General features: G+C 65.6%; 13 protein-coding genes. 1 reads left to right on the top strand and 12 read right to left on the bottom strand.

Annotated elements, in window-relative coordinates:
• Nucleotides 1-42 precede the first annotated feature (42 nt).
• Both ACRVY7_RS01520 and ACRVY7_RS01525 read right to left on the bottom strand, forming a co-directional pair.
• Nucleotides 43-921, bottom strand: coding sequence for a serine hydrolase (locus ACRVY7_RS01520; RefSeq protein WP_064868277.1), 879 nt, complete (start codon nt 919-921; stop codon nt 43-45).
• A gap of 157 nt (nt 922-1,078) precedes the next feature.
• Nucleotides 1,079-2,980 carry a fatty acyl-AMP ligase gene (locus ACRVY7_RS01525; protein WP_431815733.1) on the bottom strand — a complete coding sequence of 634 codons (1,902 nt, stop codon included), beginning with the start codon at nt 2,978-2,980 and terminating at the stop codon, nt 1,079-1,081.
• 492 nt (nt 2,981-3,472) lie between these two features.
• Here ACRVY7_RS01525 and gjpA point away from each other — a divergent pair, with 492 nt between their 5' ends.
• Complete coding sequence (gjpA, locus tag ACRVY7_RS01530) at nt 3,473-5,044, top strand: outer membrane porin GjpA (RefSeq protein ID WP_431815734.1); 1,572 nt, start codon at nt 3,473-3,475, stop codon at nt 5,042-5,044.
• Nucleotides 5,045-5,158: 114 nt separating this feature from the next.
• Here gjpA and ACRVY7_RS01535 read toward each other — a convergent pair whose 3' ends face one another.
• The 10 genes from ACRVY7_RS01535 to ACRVY7_RS01580 all read right to left on the bottom strand — a co-directional run bounded on the left by ACRVY7_RS01535 (nt 5,159) and on the right by ACRVY7_RS01580 (nt 15,857).
• Nucleotides 5,159-6,055: a serine hydrolase gene (locus tag ACRVY7_RS01535; protein WP_431815735.1), complete on the bottom strand. Its 897-nt coding sequence runs from the start codon at nt 6,053-6,055 to the stop codon at nt 5,159-5,161.
• Entirely contained in the window at nt 6,045-6,896 is an 852-nt protein-coding gene (locus ACRVY7_RS01540; protein WP_431815736.1) for a flagellar basal body-associated FliL family protein, read from the bottom strand. Before ACRVY7_RS01540 ends, ACRVY7_RS01535 begins: the two co-directional genes overlap by 11 nt.
• Nucleotides 6,897-7,039: 143 nt before the next feature.
• A complete protein-coding gene (locus ACRVY7_RS01545) occupies nt 7,040-8,257 on the bottom strand; it encodes an SfnB family sulfur acquisition oxidoreductase (protein WP_431816371.1) in 1,218 nt (405 codons plus the stop codon).
• A gap of 83 nt (nt 8,258-8,340) precedes the next feature.
• The gene (gene sfnG, locus ACRVY7_RS01550) at nt 8,341-9,450 is read right to left on the bottom strand and encodes a dimethylsulfone monooxygenase SfnG (RefSeq protein ID WP_431815737.1); all 1,110 of its coding nucleotides are present in this window, start codon (nt 9,448-9,450) and stop codon (nt 8,341-8,343) included.
• Between the two features lie 146 nt (nt 9,451-9,596).
• Entirely contained in the window at nt 9,597-10,280 is a 684-nt protein-coding gene (locus ACRVY7_RS01555; RefSeq protein WP_431815738.1) for a TetR family transcriptional regulator, read from the bottom strand.
• A gap of 83 nt (nt 10,281-10,363) precedes the next feature.
• The gene (locus ACRVY7_RS01560) at nt 10,364-11,566 is read right to left on the bottom strand and encodes an acetyl-CoA C-acyltransferase (RefSeq protein WP_431815739.1); all 1,203 of its coding nucleotides are present in this window, start codon (nt 11,564-11,566) and stop codon (nt 10,364-10,366) included.
• Between the two features lie 53 nt (nt 11,567-11,619).
• Nucleotides 11,620-12,603 (bottom strand): NADPH:quinone oxidoreductase family protein, encoded by a 984-nt coding sequence (locus ACRVY7_RS01565; protein WP_431815740.1) that lies wholly within the window; start codon nt 12,601-12,603, stop codon nt 11,620-11,622.
• A 79-nt stretch (nt 12,604-12,682) separates the two neighbouring features.
• Nucleotides 12,683-13,828: an acyl-CoA dehydrogenase family protein gene (locus tag ACRVY7_RS01570; RefSeq protein ID WP_431816372.1), complete on the bottom strand. Its 1,146-nt coding sequence runs from the start codon at nt 13,826-13,828 to the stop codon at nt 12,683-12,685.
• 14 nt (nt 13,829-13,842) lie between these two features.
• Complete coding sequence (locus tag ACRVY7_RS01575; protein ID WP_431815741.1) at nt 13,843-15,051, bottom strand: acyl-CoA dehydrogenase family protein; 1,209 nt, start codon at nt 15,049-15,051, stop codon at nt 13,843-13,845.
• Between the two features lie 53 nt (nt 15,052-15,104).
• Nucleotides 15,105-15,857 (bottom strand): SDR family oxidoreductase, encoded by a 753-nt coding sequence (locus ACRVY7_RS01580; protein ID WP_431815742.1) that lies wholly within the window; start codon nt 15,855-15,857, stop codon nt 15,105-15,107.
• Between the last annotated feature and the right edge of the window lie 65 nt (nt 15,858-15,922).

Genomic DNA, 15,922 nt, shown 5'->3' on the forward strand with positions numbered 1-15,922 from the left:
ACACCGCCGACTGGGCGCCTCATACCGTCGAGTGTGCGCAGTTCAGAGCACAGAGCACTTCCCCGCCGGAATCGACGTGAAGTTCTGGCCGAGCCAATCGCCGACCTTGGTCAGCATCTTTGTGCCGTCCTCGAATTTGCCGCTGGCCGGGCGGGCAGCCATCGCAACCGCGACCTCGCCCTGGTCGGTTGAGATGAGGCCGAGCTGGCGCACCAGGTAGCCGGGCGCCGCGTCGGTGGCAGGCCCCCATCCCCCCTTCACCGCGGTGACCGCGTGCCGCTTGGGACCGAGGTCGGCGATGCCCCACCGCTGGTTCGGTGCCACCGAGCCCATGTGGTCGAGGATGTTCTTACTGTTCGGCATGCACGGCAGGTGCGCGCCGAACCTTGCCTGGTCGGCCAGCGCCCACTGCGTGTAACCCGGATACGAACGCGGAGTGTCGATCTCGGAACTGACCCGAGTCGCCATGTCGTGACCTTCGCGCAGGACAGCGGTCACCGCGTCGACCGACGCCTTGCCACCCCCGAGTGATCCCCACAGGTCACCTGCTGCGTCATTGTCGGAGAACGTGATCGCCTTGTCCTCCTTGACGAGGATCGACGCACCGTTCTTACGCTCGGCCGCGAGTGCGACGGGGACCTTGAAGGTCGACCACGCCCGCCCCGTTTTGAGCGTCCCGAAGGACTGCGCGGCGTCGGACCCGACGGGCACCAAGGACACGCCGAGCTGGCCGGGAGTCGCTTTGCGTATCGACTTCTGCGCGACCGCCCAGCTATCCGCGAGCCGCTTTGCCGGAGGCACCGGTGGGCGCAACCACGTTGCGATCGGCTCAGGGAGCGGCGGCAGTCGAAACGGCGCCGGGGCCGCATGTGCGCTGCCGGCGCCGAGGACGACCGCAGTCACAGCAACGACGATCACCACACAAAGTCGTTTGTACGAAGTCACATCTGTCCCTCTAGTCACTTGAGTAACAGACGTTACGGCCCTGCCGCGCTCCAAGCGACCCCGAGGGCGTCACAACTCGGTATCGCCCGACGCCTAGGCGGGAGGCGCGCACAGATGGGCGTCTTCAGCCCGGCTACCCGACGTTCCTGCCCGACGCAACAACGAGCCGCACCAGTTCGGCACCCGCAACCGCCCTCTCGAGTTCTTTCGCTCGCGCCACGTCGTCGGCGGCCGACGGTGTCTGCCACCCAGCGACCGGCGACAGGGAACCATCGAGAAACAGCTCTCGACACCGGCTGCGCTGGATCTTGCCGCTCGATGTCGTCGGGATCGACTGTGGATCGACGAGAAACACCGAATGAGGATCGACGCCGTACCGGTCGGCCACAACCACCCGCACGCTCTCGATGATCTCGGCGAGCGCATCCGCATCGAGCGCGCCCGCACCCTCGCGATCGACATCGACTTCCTGGACGATGACCAGTCGTTCGGCCGCACGCAATCCCGGCGTGAACGCGAATGCCGCTCCACGACCAGACAGGAGAGACGCGTGGCAACCCTGCACGGAGAACTCGATGTCGTTGGGATAGTGGTGCCCGCCGCGAATCACGACGAGATCTTTGCACCGTCCGGTGACGAACAACTCGCCGTCACGAAGAAACCCGAGGTCGCCGGTGCGCAGGAACGGCCCGACGCCGGTGTCGGCGATCGACGCACCAAAGGTGTGCTCGGTTTCCTCGGGTCGACGCCAGTACCCAGCCCCGACACTGCTACCCGCACACCAGATCTCACCGACCCGCCTTTCTCCGCACCGCACTCGCGTCACCGGATCGACGATCGCCACCTCGCCGGCGCGCGGCTCTCCACACCCGACGACGGTCATGGCACCTGATGTCGTCGACTCCCCCGACACCGCCTCAGCAGTCGCCGCGCCCAATGTGTTTGACTCGGCGGGAAACTCACACTCGACGACCCTGTCTTCTGCGAGCGCCTCACGATCGAGATGCACCACGCGAGGCGACGCCGGATCGGGCCGGCCCGTGACGAGAAGTGTCGCTTCAGCCAGGCCGTAGACCGCGGAGAACGCCTCTCGCGCGAATCCGGCTGGAGCGAATCCCTCTGCGAATCGTCGCAGTGTTGTCTCCTGTACGGGCTCGGCGCCATTCATGGCGGTGCGCAACGCCGAAAGATCAAGTGCTGCACGTTCTTCGGCGGTGCTGTGTTCAATGCACAACTCGTAGGCGAAGTTTGGCGCGACGGTGTACGTCGCGGCCGACGTGGAGAGTAGTTCCATCCACGCCATTGGTCGTTTGATGAACGCCGTCGGCGACATGAAATGTGCTGTGCAGCCGAGATAGATCATCGACAGCACACCGCCGATCAGTCCCATGTCATGGTGAGAAGGAAGCCAGAATGCTCCGACGTCAGAGTCGGTACCGTTCCACGACGAACGGATGGCCTCCATATTCCGCATCAGGTTGTCATGTTTGAGGACAACGCCTTTCGGCGTTGTGGTCGATCCGGATGTGTACTGGATCATCGCGACCGTCGTCGCGTCGATGTCCGGCGCGACCCAGTCGTCGGCGTCCGCGGTAACCGCATCCATCAGGCCCCAGTTGAGATCGCCGCCCTCACCGAGCGTGTCGAGCATTGTCTTGATCCCCGGCTGGGTCTCCGACACTCCCAGCGCGAAACGAGCACGGGCATCGGGCACTACCGACGACAGTCGAGGGGCAAGTCGCTCATGCACCGGTACCGCGACCGCACCGGCGTAGACGCATCCGAAAAAGCCTGCGATGTGGTCTAATCCGGGCCGACAGAGCACCAGCACGCGCTCCCCCGCCGCACCCTTGCTCTGCAACTCGGCGGCGATCGCACGAGCCCTGGTATCCAGATCCCGATAGGTCAACACACTCGTGTTCTCACCGTCGCCGTTGTACGAGAAGGCAAACGCGACCTTGTCGGCGTACCGCGCCGCCCGCTGCCGGAGCAGTTCGAGCAGAGTGTCGTCGGTGAGTTTTGCATGCTTGGACATCGGCCACCTTCGTCGGTCGTGATCTCGGTGCCGCGTCGAGTCCGCGACACCGTAAGACGACGACCCGCCTTTCGCGTTCTGTTCGGGTCGTCGGGCGCGAGGGACGATACCCGAGCCGCGGTCGGCGGATGCCACTTTTCTCAGGTTCCACAGCTCACTACGCCACCGAAACCTACCCGCCGGTACTGAAATATCACGAATCCCCGACTAACTATCGCTAGGTCAGCTACCGCGTTGACCTGGCTCTTTAATGATCTAACACCGCGAAACACCCCTAGTTAATGCTTCGTGTACCAAAACAAACTTTTCGAAAAGCCCCTCTCTCAGCTCCTTCTGGCTCTACGTTCAGACCGCACTCAAGTTCTTGCACATGCCCCGAGGAGAGTCCGTGCAGCGTTCAGCTCCAATCGCCCTGCAAGGCGATATCGAAGTTCCCAAAAAATCCCCCGTGCGTGGGTTGCCGCTGGTGTCGCCATCGCCGGTGCGAGCGTCATGGCCGTCGCGCCCGGCGTTCATTCCGAGGTACCCACCGCATACAAGGCAACCACCGAGGCGACCGTTCGTCTCGCCGCCGACTGGAAGCCACTCGAGCCGTACATCGACGCCTTCAACGAGGCGTCGAAAAATGCTGCGACTCTTGCCCATAACTACTTCCTGGCTCCAGGGCTGCCCCTGCAACAGATCATTTCCAATCAGTCGAAGTATCTCAACGACGTTCTGAACGATCCGTCACAGGCCGACGATGTCTTGAAGAAGATGCGGGCCAACCTCGAAGCCGTGATCACCGGTGTCACCGGTATCGGCGCGAGCGACGAGACGCTCGCGCAGACGAAAGATCACACGGTCGACGGCCTGCACGGGCTGGTGCTGCAGCTGCTACCGCAGTTTCTTCCTGAGGGCGGACCGATCGATCCGGCGACGATCACCGCGATCATGAACGTGTTGGCGTCGCCGATGAGTGGCGTGCTCATCGGTCTTGTCGGCCCCGTGATCAGCCCGGCCGTCGCCGTACTCAACAGCGGAATCGCCATCGCGGCCGCGATCCAAGCGGGCGATCCCGATGCGGTCTTTTCCGATGTGTTCTCCGCTCCGGCCAACGTCGTTGGAGCGGTTTTCAACGGTGCAACACTCGATCTCACCGCTCTGACTCCGATTATCAACGAGACCGGCCTACTCGGTAGCACGACACTGAACTCACTCGACATCGCCTTCGGCGGCCTGTTCACCCCTGGTTCGGTCGGACGCGGGTCCTACGACGGCCCCAACGGCACGTCGATCACCGCGCCAGGCGGGTCGATCCTGAACAGCATCGGCATGAATGTCACTACAGATGCGTTGGGTTTCCCCCTCACCCTCGACATTCCTGGCCAAGCTGTCGGCCCCATCGGCGCAATGGAGGGTCTGTCACAGACCGTGGGAGTGCTCCTCGGCGACGGCTGGGATGGCAAGAACGGCAAGCCGGTTCCGCCCCTTGCCGGCGTGGAGTTCCCGACGATCAGCGACAAGGCCGCAGACAATTGGGCCGCGGCCATCCAGAAGCTGGCCGACACCTTGCTGGGAAAGAAGGATTCCGAGACAACCCCCTCGCCGGATACCGCCAAGACCGCAGCCGCCGTCGCGACAACCAACGTCGCGCTGGACTCTGTGGAGCCCGAGTCTGCGAAGGCTGAATCGGCGAAGACCGAAGTCGCACATACGGAGTCGAGCTCGACGCCGGCGGGTTCGTCCGCCGAATCCCAGACCTCCTCCGCGGCGGAGGAATCCACCTCGGCGAGCCCGACCGCCCAGCCCTCGAGCAGTCAACCCTCGAGTTCGGCGACCGCCCCGGCATCGTCGTCTACCGATGCGCCCTCTGAGTCTTCGGATTCGACGCACGGCTCCGCGTCGAGCGGATCGTCGACGTCGAACGCGGGCGCCGACGCGGACACCACGAGCTCTGCGGACACCAAGGGCTCAGCGGACGCCGGGACCAGTTCGTCCTCGGACACGTCGAGCAAATCGAGCGAATCGAGTGGCGCGGCATCGAGTTCGAGCGATTCGACGTCGTCTGCCAGTACCGACTGACACCGTCACCGCACCGACATCATTACGGCAGAGCGCCGGTTCCGTCACCGGATCCGGCGCTCTGCTGGTTGTCGTTCCGCCGAAGGATGTATGCGAACGGCCTGCACTCAGAGATCAGCAGGCACCGCGCGGAAGTCGAGCGGCGTTGCGGTTGAGCCAATTTCCGATCGCGTTGAGCGCGGCGATACCGCCCGACATCGAGCCACCCGCTGCGCTCATGGCGACGGCGGTCTGTCGTCCGTCGGAGAATGTGATGAGTCCGATCTGCCTGACCAGGTATGAGCCGTCGACACCAGGACCCCAACCGCCTTTCACTGCAGTCGATTTCGGCGTCGACATCACTTCGATGCCCCACTGCTGGTTGCCTGCGACCTGACCCATCAGCGACACGACGTGCGCTGTTCCCGGCATGCATGGCAGATGGGCGGTGAACGTGGCAGCGGCAGGCAACGTCCACACGGTCTGCCCGAAGACGGTGAATCCGGCGCGCAACCTCTGTGCGGGTACGGTCGACTGAGTGTCGCCACCCTCGCGCAGCACCGCGGTCACCTTACGGGCGGCGACAGCATCGCTCCCCAACGACGACCACAGCGCCTCGGCAGAAGCGTTGTCGGAGTTGATGATCGCGTTCGATCCAGCGGTCGACGGACCGTTCTGCCGCTCGGCCGCGACGGCAAGCGGGACCTTGATCGTCGACCACGCCACCTGAGGTGTGTCGTCTCCCAGCATGATCGGACGGCTGTCACCGCGGCCGACCGGTGCCAGAGCAACTCCGACGGGAACTCCGACCTGTGCAGCCACCGCCCCGAATCCCCGTGCCAGCGGATTCGCGACGGGAGCGCTCGACGACGCAGGCGCAGACGCTTGCGATGTGGTCGACCCGGTCACCGTCACTGTGACAGGAGTGACCTGGCCGTCACCACGACCCGCCGTCGAACAGCCCGAAACGCCAAGAGCGCATACGGCAACCACGCCGATGACGCCGAGAAGACCGCGGCGGTCAGTAGACATAGACCACCGCGTCGTTGCCGCCGCGGCAGGCGACGACGCCGCCCTCCGGTCCGCACGACATCACGTAGCTCAGTCCGGTGACCGGGCTGTAGGCGCTGATCACCCGCGCCTGCCCCTGCACACCCGTGCGCAGGTACTCGTCGCGGACCGCTTGGGCGAACGAGCAACTTGTCACCGACGTACCCGCGGAAACCCCTGCGCCACAGGAGACCGCGCCCGGCGGCGGGGTCGCGGGCCCGACCGTCACGGTGGAGGTCTGCGGCGGATTGACCGTCTGCGTGACCGTCGGCGTCGCCTCCGTGTCGGTTGTCGAATCCGAGCTCCGATTGAGCAGGAAGTACGCGCCGACGATGAGCAGGCCGATGATCACCAGGACGGCAATGCAGATCAGCACGATCATCACTGATTTGTCGCGCCCCTGCCGACGACCAGGCGGTGGGTACGACTGCGGGTACGCGGACTGCGGGTAGCCGGGCTGGGGATATCCGGACTGGGGGTACGCGGACTGGGGGTACGCGGATTGGGGATAGCCGGACTGCTGGTACGGCCCAGGGGCCGACGGATACGCGGAACCAGGCTGCGGCTGTTCGGAATGGGGCGGTTCGGAACGGGGCGCTTCGGAACGGGGCGATTCCGGATAGGCGTAGTCGGAGTACACCGGCGGCTCGTAGGCACCCGGCCCAGCGCCCTCGGGCGTGCCGGGGTAGATCGACGGATCCGTGTACGCGTGCGTGGAGTTCCCGTACTCACCCGGGTCACTGCCGGTGGGGTCGTTTCGTGCCTGGTCGTCGCCCGGATGGTCATCGGCGGGACCCGACCGATCGTACGGCGTCGGAGTCACAGTGAACACGCCCGATTCGCGAACATACGAGTGAGGATATCCGGAATGCCAGATGATGCACGCCGGATTGGCGTGGGTACACCAGCACAATCCCGCCGTTCAGATGACACGCTCGGATGACCCGACCCCGGATAGCCCCCGCTTCAGATGACCCCGTGAATCGGGGGGCTCTCGCCACGCAACACCCAGCGACCGATGTGCTGGTACTTCCAGCGCACCGGGTCGTGCAGGGTGTGTGTTCTCGCGTTTCGCCAGAACCGATCGAGTGAGAGCTCGGCCGACGCGCTGCGTGTGCCCGCTACCTCGAACAACGCTGAGCTCACCGAATTCGACGCACGGTCGGCGACTGTCTTGGCGACAGCGACGGCAATAGACGCCTGAGCGGTGAGCGCTGGATCGTCGACGTCGTCAGCCGTCGCCGCGTCGACAGCTCTACTCGCCGCGTCGAGCGTCGCTTCTGCCGCCGCGACCTCGACGCCGAGCTCGCCGAAGCGTTGCACCGTCAACAGGTCGGCGTCGGCGCGCTCGACTCCTGCCTCGAACCACGGCCGCGACTTCGTGCGCACGAAGTCGGCGGCTGCGTCGAGTGCGCCGCGCGCGATACCGACGTCGATCGCGACGTGCAGTAGCTGGGCGAATGCGCCGTAGCCGGTCGGTCGAGCGACGGCCGGTGCGCGGGCCACGAGGTCGCCCGGGTCCACGTCGACGCCACTGAATCTGACGGTCCCCGACCCGGTGGTGCGCTGACCGAGACCGTTCCAGTCGTCGACGATCTCGACCCCCGGAGCGACGGCCGCCACGAATGCGATGTACTCGCCCGGCTCGAACTCGCCTGCGGCGTCACCGGTTTCGGACTCTTCGGGCAAGCGCGCCAGTACGGCAAGGGTGTGCGCGAACAACGACCCTGTCGCGTAGAACTTCTCGCCGTCGAGCACGAATCGGTCGTCTTGCCGACGCAGCGTGGTGTTGATGTCTGCGACGGTCTTGCCACCCCGCTCCGACTGCGCATTCGCGACCCGACCACCCTGCAGGACATGACCGAAGATGCGCTGCGCCAACGCATCCGGACCGGCGAGACGGAGCAGGTTCAGATAGACGAAGTGGCTGTGCGGGATCTGCGCGACGTTGGGGTCTGCGGCCGCGAGTAGTCGGGTGACATCCGCGACGACGCTCGGCGCGAGGTCGGGACCGCCGAATCGCTGCGGGACGGTGATCGCCAGCAGCCCCGCCGTCGACAGGTCGTCGATCTCCGCGTACGGGAGTCGGCGATCACGGTCGCGCAACGCGGCGTCGACCTCGATCCGCGCCGCGACCTCACGAGCCTTCGCCAACGCCTCCGCGGCGCTGGTCGGCACGACCACTGGATCAGCGGTCGGTACGGTCTCTGCCGGCCGATCAGTGAAACCTTCTGTCGCGGTTGATGTGTGGGGATCTGTTGACACCGTCAGACCGTCGCGCTGCGGTCGGCCGATTCGAGTTCGCGCACCAGCGGCAGCACACGCTCGCCGAAGTACTCGATCTCCTCCTGGAAGTGCAGGAATCCGCCGAGAATCAGGTCGACGCCGAGCTTCTTGTACGCGACGATCCGCTCGGCGACCTGCTCCGGGGTACCGATCAGTTGCGTGCGGAAGCCGTCGTTGTACTGCACCAGATCCTCGAACGACGAGTCGGCCCACATGCCCTTCTTGTCGCCGGTCGAGCTGCCCGCCTGCTGTACCGCACTCCGAAAGCCCTCCACCGCAGGCTTGTTCGCCTTCTCGACGATCTCGCGCAGGGTGTCACGTGCCTCCGCTTCGGTGTCTCGCGCGATGATGAATCCGTTGAGGCCGAAGCGCACTTCGCGGTTGTGTGCGCGGGCCACTGCCCGCAGGTCGTCGAGCTGCTCGGTGACGCCGTCGAAGTCTTTGCCGTTGGAGAAGTACCAGTCGGAGTAGCGGCCACCGTTGTTGCGTGCGGCCGTGGAGTTACCACCCTGGAACAGTTCGGGATTGGGCCGTTCCGGAGTGTTGAGCGGCTTGGGCTTGAGGGTGAAGTCGTGGATGCGGTAGAAGTCTCCGCGGTAGTCGACGTTGTCCTCGGTCCAGATCTTGCGGATCACCTCGAGGAACTCGCCGCTGCGTCGGTAGCGCTCGTCGTGCTCGAGCCAGGGCTCGCCGAGGTGGGTGAACTCGTCCTTGAACCAGCCGCTCACCACGTTGATCGCAAATCGCCCGCCCGACAAGATGTCTGCGGTCGCACCGAACTTGGCGAGCACTGCGGGGTGCCACAGCCCGGGGTGGATGGCCGCGATCAGCTTCAGACGTTCGGTCGCACCGAGGAGAGCGAGGCTGAACGACGTCGACTCGTGCTGGAACTCGGCCCCGTAACTCGCCTCGTACCGTACCTGGCTGAGCGCGTACTCGAATCCGTTGTTCTCGGCAGTCTGCGCGAGGCGCTTGTTGTACTCGAAGTCCCACCCGGTTCGCTGCTCGATGTCGCTCGTCACGAGTCCACCGGATACGTTCGGGACCCAATACGCGAACTTGATCTCGTCGGCGATCTTCTCGGTGGACATGACACTCCTGTTGCTCGGCGGACGTCCGCTCTCGGACACAATCGGAGTTCAGTGTCATCGACGCCGCCGCAGGCGCCCACAGTTGAAATCGGCATGGATTCAAGTCGACGGAACGCGCCGATCTGTCACCTGTTCGACGACGCCGGTCAACGGTCGTCGGACGGCTCCCACTGCGCCATCCCGAGAAACACGATGACCAGTTGGCGCTGAGTGCGCTCGATGATCGCCGACTCCGCGCCTCTGCCGCGGTGCTCGCCGTCGAGAATGTCGGCGGCGGCGGTCAGCATGATGCTCACGATGAGTTCCGCGGCGAGTTCGAGGTCGTCGGCGCTCCAGTCGGCGAGGTCGGGTATCCGCGACAGGTCGATGGCCAGTTCTTTCGAGAACAACCGCAACTCGGTGTCGATGGCCCGCCTGATCTCCGCCAAGCCGCCATGCTGTTCGCGGATCAGGAAGCGAAACGCCGGTTCGTTGTCGTGCACGTGCCGCAGCAGGATGTCGAGTGAGTTCTTCGCGGTCGGCAGTGCCTGCCGGGCGGCGAGGTCGCGGCGCCCTTCGCGCAACGTGCGTCGCAGCACTCGCATCGAGTCCTCGACGAGCGTGACGCCGAGGTCTTCCATCGACGCGAAGTGCCGGTAGAAGGCGGTGGGGACGATGCCGGCACCCCGCGCGACCTCCCGCAGGCTGATACTTCCGAAGCTGCGTTCGGCGACGAGATCGAGTGTCGTGCCGATCAACGCCTGCCGGGTGCGGTTCTTGCGGTCGGCGCGAGTCTCGGCGTCAGCCTCCCGACCGCCATGGGCGGAGCCGGAGCGTCGAGTCCTGGTCACCTGCCCGAGCTTATCTTGCCGCAGGTCAGGCCGACCAACCGCAGTCGCTCACGCCGACGCTCCGCCACCCGGTCGGCGACCCCTCAGCCGGTCACCTCGAACAGTCCCGCGGCGCCCATACCTCCGCCGATACACATCGTCACCACGCAATAGCGGACGCCGCGTCGTCGACCCTCGATCAACGCATGCCCGACGCAGCGCGCGCCGGTCATGCCGTAGGGATGACCCACCGAGATGCCGCCGCCGTCGACGTTGAACCTCTCCGGATCGATACCGAGTTCGTCGCGGCAGTAGAGGGCCTGAGACGCGAAAGCTTCGTTGAGCTCCCACAGACCGATGTCGTCGACGGTCAGCCCGTGCTGCTTGAGCAGTTTCGGCACCGCGTATACCGGCCCGATCCCCATCTCGTCGGGGGCGCATCCCGCAACGGCCATGCCGCGGTAGACGCCGAGCGGCTGCAATCCACGTCGCGACGCTTCGGCGGCTTCCATCAATACCGACGCCGACGCGCCGTCGGACAACTGCGACGCGTTGCCGGCCGTGACGGTCGACGTCGCGGTGACGGCTCCGTCGGGAAGCACCGCGCGCAGACCGGCGAGTGACTCGCTCGTCGTCGAGGGACGGTTGCCCTCATCGCGATCGAGCATGACCTCCTGCTCCGACGTCTCACCCGTTTCCTTGTCGACGACCAGCTTGGTGGTCCGTAGCGGCACGATCTCTTCTGCGAAACGACCTGCCTCCTGCGCCGCCGCGGTCCGCTGTTGGGAGATCAGAGCCAGCTCGTCCTGGCGCTCCCGACTGACGCCGTACCGTTCGGCGACGATCTCCGCGGTCTGCAGCATCGGCATGTAGATATCACCGACATTGGCAACGAGCCACGGGTCCTGAGCCCGGTAGTTGTTCGCATGGTCGTTCTGCACCAACGAGATCGACTCGACGCCGCCACCGATCGCGATCTCCATGCCGTCGTCGACGATCTGCTTGGCGGCTGTCGCGATGGCCATCAGGCCGGACGCGCACTGCCGGTCGACGCTCATGCCCGACACCGAATCGGGTAGCCCGGCGCGCAGCAGCGCCTGGCGGGCGATGTTGAACCCGGTCGAACCCTGCTGCATGGCGGCACCGAGCACCACGTCCTCGACCTCGCCTCCCTCGATACCTGCCCGCGACACCGCATTCGCGATCGCGTGGCCCGCGAGTTCTTGTGCCTGCGTGTTGTTGAATGCCCCGCGGTACGCCTTGCCGATCGGAGTGCGTGCGGTGGAGACGATGACTGCTTCGCGCATGAGTGTCTGTTCTTTCTGGTGCTGGTGTTATCGCTTAGCGGTGTATGGCGGGTTCAGGGAGTGAACACCAGACGGCCGACGGTCGTGCCCTCGCCGAGGCGACCGACGCCGTCGGCGACATCAGCGAGCGCAAGTCGTTCGCCCACAAGAGGTTTGACAAGACCCTTGTCGGCCAATCTGGTCAGTTCGGCATGGCACTCGTCGATAACGGCCGGGTTCTTCTTCTGATAGAGCCCCCAGTGCAGCCCGACAATCGAGTAGTTCTTGATCAACGCATGGTTGAGAGCGGGTTGCGGGATGGTGCCACCCGCGAAGCCGATCACCACGATGCGCCCCTCGAAAGCGATGCACTTGGTCGATCCGGCATAGGCGTCGCCGCCCACCGGGTCGAAGACGATGTCGGCGCCGTGTCCGCCGGTGAACTCCTTGACCGCGGACACGAAGTCCTCGGAGCGTCGATCGACGACCAGATCCGCACCGAGTTCCTTGGCGTACAACGCCTTTTCGGGTCCACCCACGACACCGATCACCTGCGCACCCGCAGCCTTGCCCAGTTGCACCGCCGCGCTGCCGACGCCTCCTGCGGCGGCGTGCACGAGGAGGTAGTCACCCTCGGCGATCTGCGTCCGACGGTGCAGCGCGAACCATGCGGTCTGGTAGCCGATGCTCAACGCGGCGGCCTCGGCGTCGTCGAGGGCATCGGGAGCGTGAAAGACGTTGGCCTGATTCATCAGCGCGTACTCGGCGAAAGCTCCGCCGGGAAGAATCGGGTTTCCGACGACCCGCTCGCCGACGACGGCACGATCGACTCCCTCACCGACGGCGACAACCTCACCACACAGTTCGACGCCCGGCGTGAAGGGCAGCGGCGGCTTGATCTGGTACTTGCCCTGGCAGAGCAGGACGTCGGGGAAGTTGGCAGGCGTGGCAAGCACTTTCACCAGGACCTCGCCGGGACCGGCCGTGGGTGTGTCGACCTCTTCGAGGGTCAGGACGTCGCGGGGATCACCGAGTTCGTTGACGCGCCAGGCTTTCATGAATGTGTCTCCTTCTATGGACTACGAATGTCGTTGTGGGGTAAGCGGTGCTGAAGGCCGTGCCTGCGGTAAGCAGGAGTCAGCCTGCGAGACCGATCAATTCGGCGAGGCGTCGGCGATGCCAGTAGCCGGTTCCGAACGCGAGTTGATCGGCCTTGGCCCGTTTCAGGTAGAGATGCGCCGGGTACTCCCAGGTCATCCCGATACCGCCGTGGAGCTGCACACATTCTTCGGCAGCGCGTACGGCGACGTCTCCGCAGTACGACGCCGCCATGTGCGCCGCGATGGTCGCGTCGAGGTCGCCGTGAGCCGCGGTGTCGGCGGCATAGCGGGCGGCCGCCCGTGCCGAACTGACTTCGAGCCAGATGTCTGCCAGGCGGTGTTTGATCGCCTGGTACGAGCCGATCACCCTGCCGAACTGTCGGCGCTCCTTCACGTACGCCAGCGTCGTGTCGAGGCACCACTGCGCCACGCCGTACTGTTCGGAGGCCAGCAGTGCCACCGCGGTGGTGATGGCCGCGCTCAGCGCGGTTGCGACGTCGGCGGTGTCAACCCGATTGGCGCGGACCCCGGCCAGCTCGACATCGGCGAGCGGACGCGTCATATCCAGCGACACAACGGGTTCGACGACGACTCCGGCAGTATCCGTAGCCACCACATGCAGCTCCAACCCGTCCGAACCGTTGACCGGGATGACGAGCAGGTCGGCCTGCGCCGCACCGGCGACCGTCTCGACCCTGCCGTTCAGGACCCCGTCGACGACGTCGACCGACGCCGACACGGCACCCGGCGTCGTCGAGAACGGAATCAACAGTGCGCCCGTCTGCTCGCCGGCGGCCAGAGCACTGACCGTGTCGACGTCGCCAGCGTGTAGGAGCGCCTCGGTGGCGAGTACCGCGCTCGTCAGGAACGGGGTGGGTGCCACGGCGCGACCGATCTCCTCGAAGACCACAGCGGCCTCCCGCTCGGTCGCCCCCGCACCGCCGAGGTGTTCGGGCACAAGCAATCCCGCGACACCGATCTCGTTGGCGAGCGACTTCCAGAGCGCAGCGGTGTCGACCGTCGGCTCGTCGTAGCTCGCCGACAGCGCAGCGGGATCGAGGCGGTCGTCGAAGAGCCTGCGCACCGCGGCACGCAGCGCCTCCTCGGTATCGCCATAGGCAAGGTCCGGCTGCCCGGACTGCGGTGCAGTCGTCGGCGCGGCGGCAGGTGCGGTTGCGGTCATGGGTGCGGTTGTGGTCACCGTGGTAGGTCCTTCCATGCGATTCCCTTGTCGACGCGGTGTTCCGGCGGCAGGCCGAGTACGCGTTCGGCCACGACGTTGCGCAGGATCTCCGACGTTCCGCCCTCGATCGAGTTGCCCTTTGCCCGCAGGTACCGGTATCCGGGTCCGCGTCCGGTGAAGTCGACGGTCTCCGGGCGGCGCAGCGTCCAGTCGTCGTAGCGCAGTCCTTCGTCGCCTGCCAACTCGAGTTCGAGTCCCGAGATCGCTTGTGCCTGACGGGCAAAAGCCAGCTTCATCGCGGAGCCCTCGGGGCCCGGTTGGCCCGCCGCGAGTTGTTGGCGAAGGCGTTCTCCGGCGAGGCGGGTGACCTCTGCGTCGATCCACAGTTGCATCACCCGATCCAACGCCGCGGGCTCGCGGTCGTCCGGATTCTGGCGCCACCACTGCGCGAGCTTGCCGATCATCCCGCCCTCGCGGGGATTACCGGAGCCGATGGCAACCCGCTCGTTGTTGAGAGTCGTTGTGGCAACCCGCCAACCGTTGCCGACGTCGCTGATGCGGTCGGCATCGGACACACGGACGTCGGTGAGGAAAACCTCGTTGAACTCAGCTTCCCCGGTGATCTGCCGCAGCGGCCGGATCTCGATACCCGGTGCACTCATGTCGACGATGAAGTACGTGAGCCCGGAGTGTTTGACGGCGCCGGGGTCGGTGCGCGCCACCAGGATTGCGCGTTGGGCGTTGTGCGCGCCCGACGTCCACACCTTCTGACCGTTGACCACCCACGAGTCGCCGTCACGAACCGCACGCGTTGCCACGCCTGCGAGGTCCGACCCCGCTCCCGGTTCACTGAACAACTGGCAGTAGATGTGTTCGCCGGTATAGAGCGGACGTAGGAAACGGGCACGCTGCTCCTCGGTACCGAGTGCGGCGATCGTCGGTGCCGCCATTCCCAGTCCGATCCCATTGCGTCCGCGCGCGGGCCCCGGAGCACCGGCCGCGTCGAGCGCGGCGTCGACACCGGCCTGATAGGTCTGCGCGATTCCGAGTCCACCGTGGCCGACCGGGAAGTGCACCCAGGCCAGTCCGGCGTCGAAACGGGCACCGAGGAAATCACTTTCGGATGTCTCGGTCGGCGGGTGGGTGGCGAGCAGCCTGGTCACGCGCGCGTCGAGGTCGGCGGTGATGTCGTCGGATACCGACGCTGGAGCATCCGTGAGCACTGGGCATCGATCCTTTCGGGTAGGGGTGGGATTCAGCGGAGAGGCGCGTGCCGTCAGTCCTTCGGTCCCCCGGCCACGTAGACGACCTGGCCGGAGACGAATCCCGCGCCCTCGGACACGAAGAACGAGGCAGTGTGGGCGATGTCCTCCGGCTTTCCGGTTCGTGCGACGGGAATCGCTGCGGCACTGGCCTTCTTGAGCTCGTCGAAGTCGACGCCCATCCGCGCGGCGGTCGCCGCGGTCATGTCCGTCTCGATGAACCCCGGCGCGATGGCGTTGGCCGTGACACCGAACTTGCCCAACTCGATCGCGAGTGTCTTGGTGAAGCCCTGCATGCCCGCCTTGGCCGCGGAGTAGTTGGCCTGACCACGATTACCGAGCGCCGACGTGCTCGACAGATTCACGATCCGACCCCAGCCGGCGTCGACCATGTGCTTCTGCGCGGCCTTGCTGACGTTGAAGGCGCCGCGTAGATGCACCGCCATGACGGTGTCCCAGTCGTCGACGCTCATCTTGAACAGGAGGTTGTCGCGCAGCACGCCCGCATTGTTGACGACGACCGTCGGAGCACCGAGCTCAGCGACAACCTTCTCGACAGCGGCGTTGACCGATGCCTCGTCGGAGACGTCGGCGCCCACGGCGATCGCCTTGCCGCCGCCGTCGGTGATCGCGGCCACGGTGTCAGCGCATGCCGCGGCGTCGAGATCGAGCACCGCGACGGCAAGTCCGTCGTCGGCAAGCCTCTTCGCGATCGCGGCGCCGATTCCGCGTGCTGCTCCGGTGACGATCGCTACCTTCTGGCTCATGGTGTTTCCTCCGTTGTTCGGTACTGGGTATTCGACTGTGCTCAATGTGAATGTGGTTGTGAGTG

It is taken from the genome of Gordonia jacobaea (assembly GCF_965344965.1).
Classification (GTDB): Bacteria; Actinomycetota; Actinomycetes; order Mycobacteriales; family Mycobacteriaceae; genus Gordonia; species Gordonia jacobaea.

Coding starts and splice junctions, on each gene's coding strand:
- ACRVY7_RS01565 (WP_431815740.1), bottom strand. CDS start 12,603: ATGAAAGCCTGGCGCGTCAACGAACTCGGTGATCCCCGCGACGTCCTG.
- gjpA (WP_431815734.1), top strand. CDS start 3,473: ATGGCCGTCGCGCCCGGCGTTCATTCCGAGGTACCCACCGCATACAAG.
- ACRVY7_RS01525 (WP_431815733.1), bottom strand. CDS start 2,980: ATGTCCAAGCATGCAAAACTCACCGACGACACTCTGCTCGAACTGCTC.
- ACRVY7_RS01535 (WP_431815735.1), bottom strand. CDS start 6,055: ATGTCTACTGACCGCCGCGGTCTTCTCGGCGTCATCGGCGTGGTTGCC.
- ACRVY7_RS01580 (WP_431815742.1), bottom strand. CDS start 15,857: ATGAGCCAGAAGGTAGCGATCGTCACCGGAGCAGCACGCGGAATCGGC.
- ACRVY7_RS01570 (WP_431816372.1), bottom strand. CDS start 13,828: ATGACCGCAACCGCACCTGCCGCCGCGCCGACGACTGCACCGCAGTCC.
- sfnG (WP_431815737.1), bottom strand. CDS start 9,450: ATGTCCACCGAGAAGATCGCCGACGAGATCAAGTTCGCGTATTGGGTC.
- ACRVY7_RS01560 (WP_431815739.1), bottom strand. CDS start 11,566: ATGCGCGAAGCAGTCATCGTCTCCACCGCACGCACTCCGATCGGCAAG.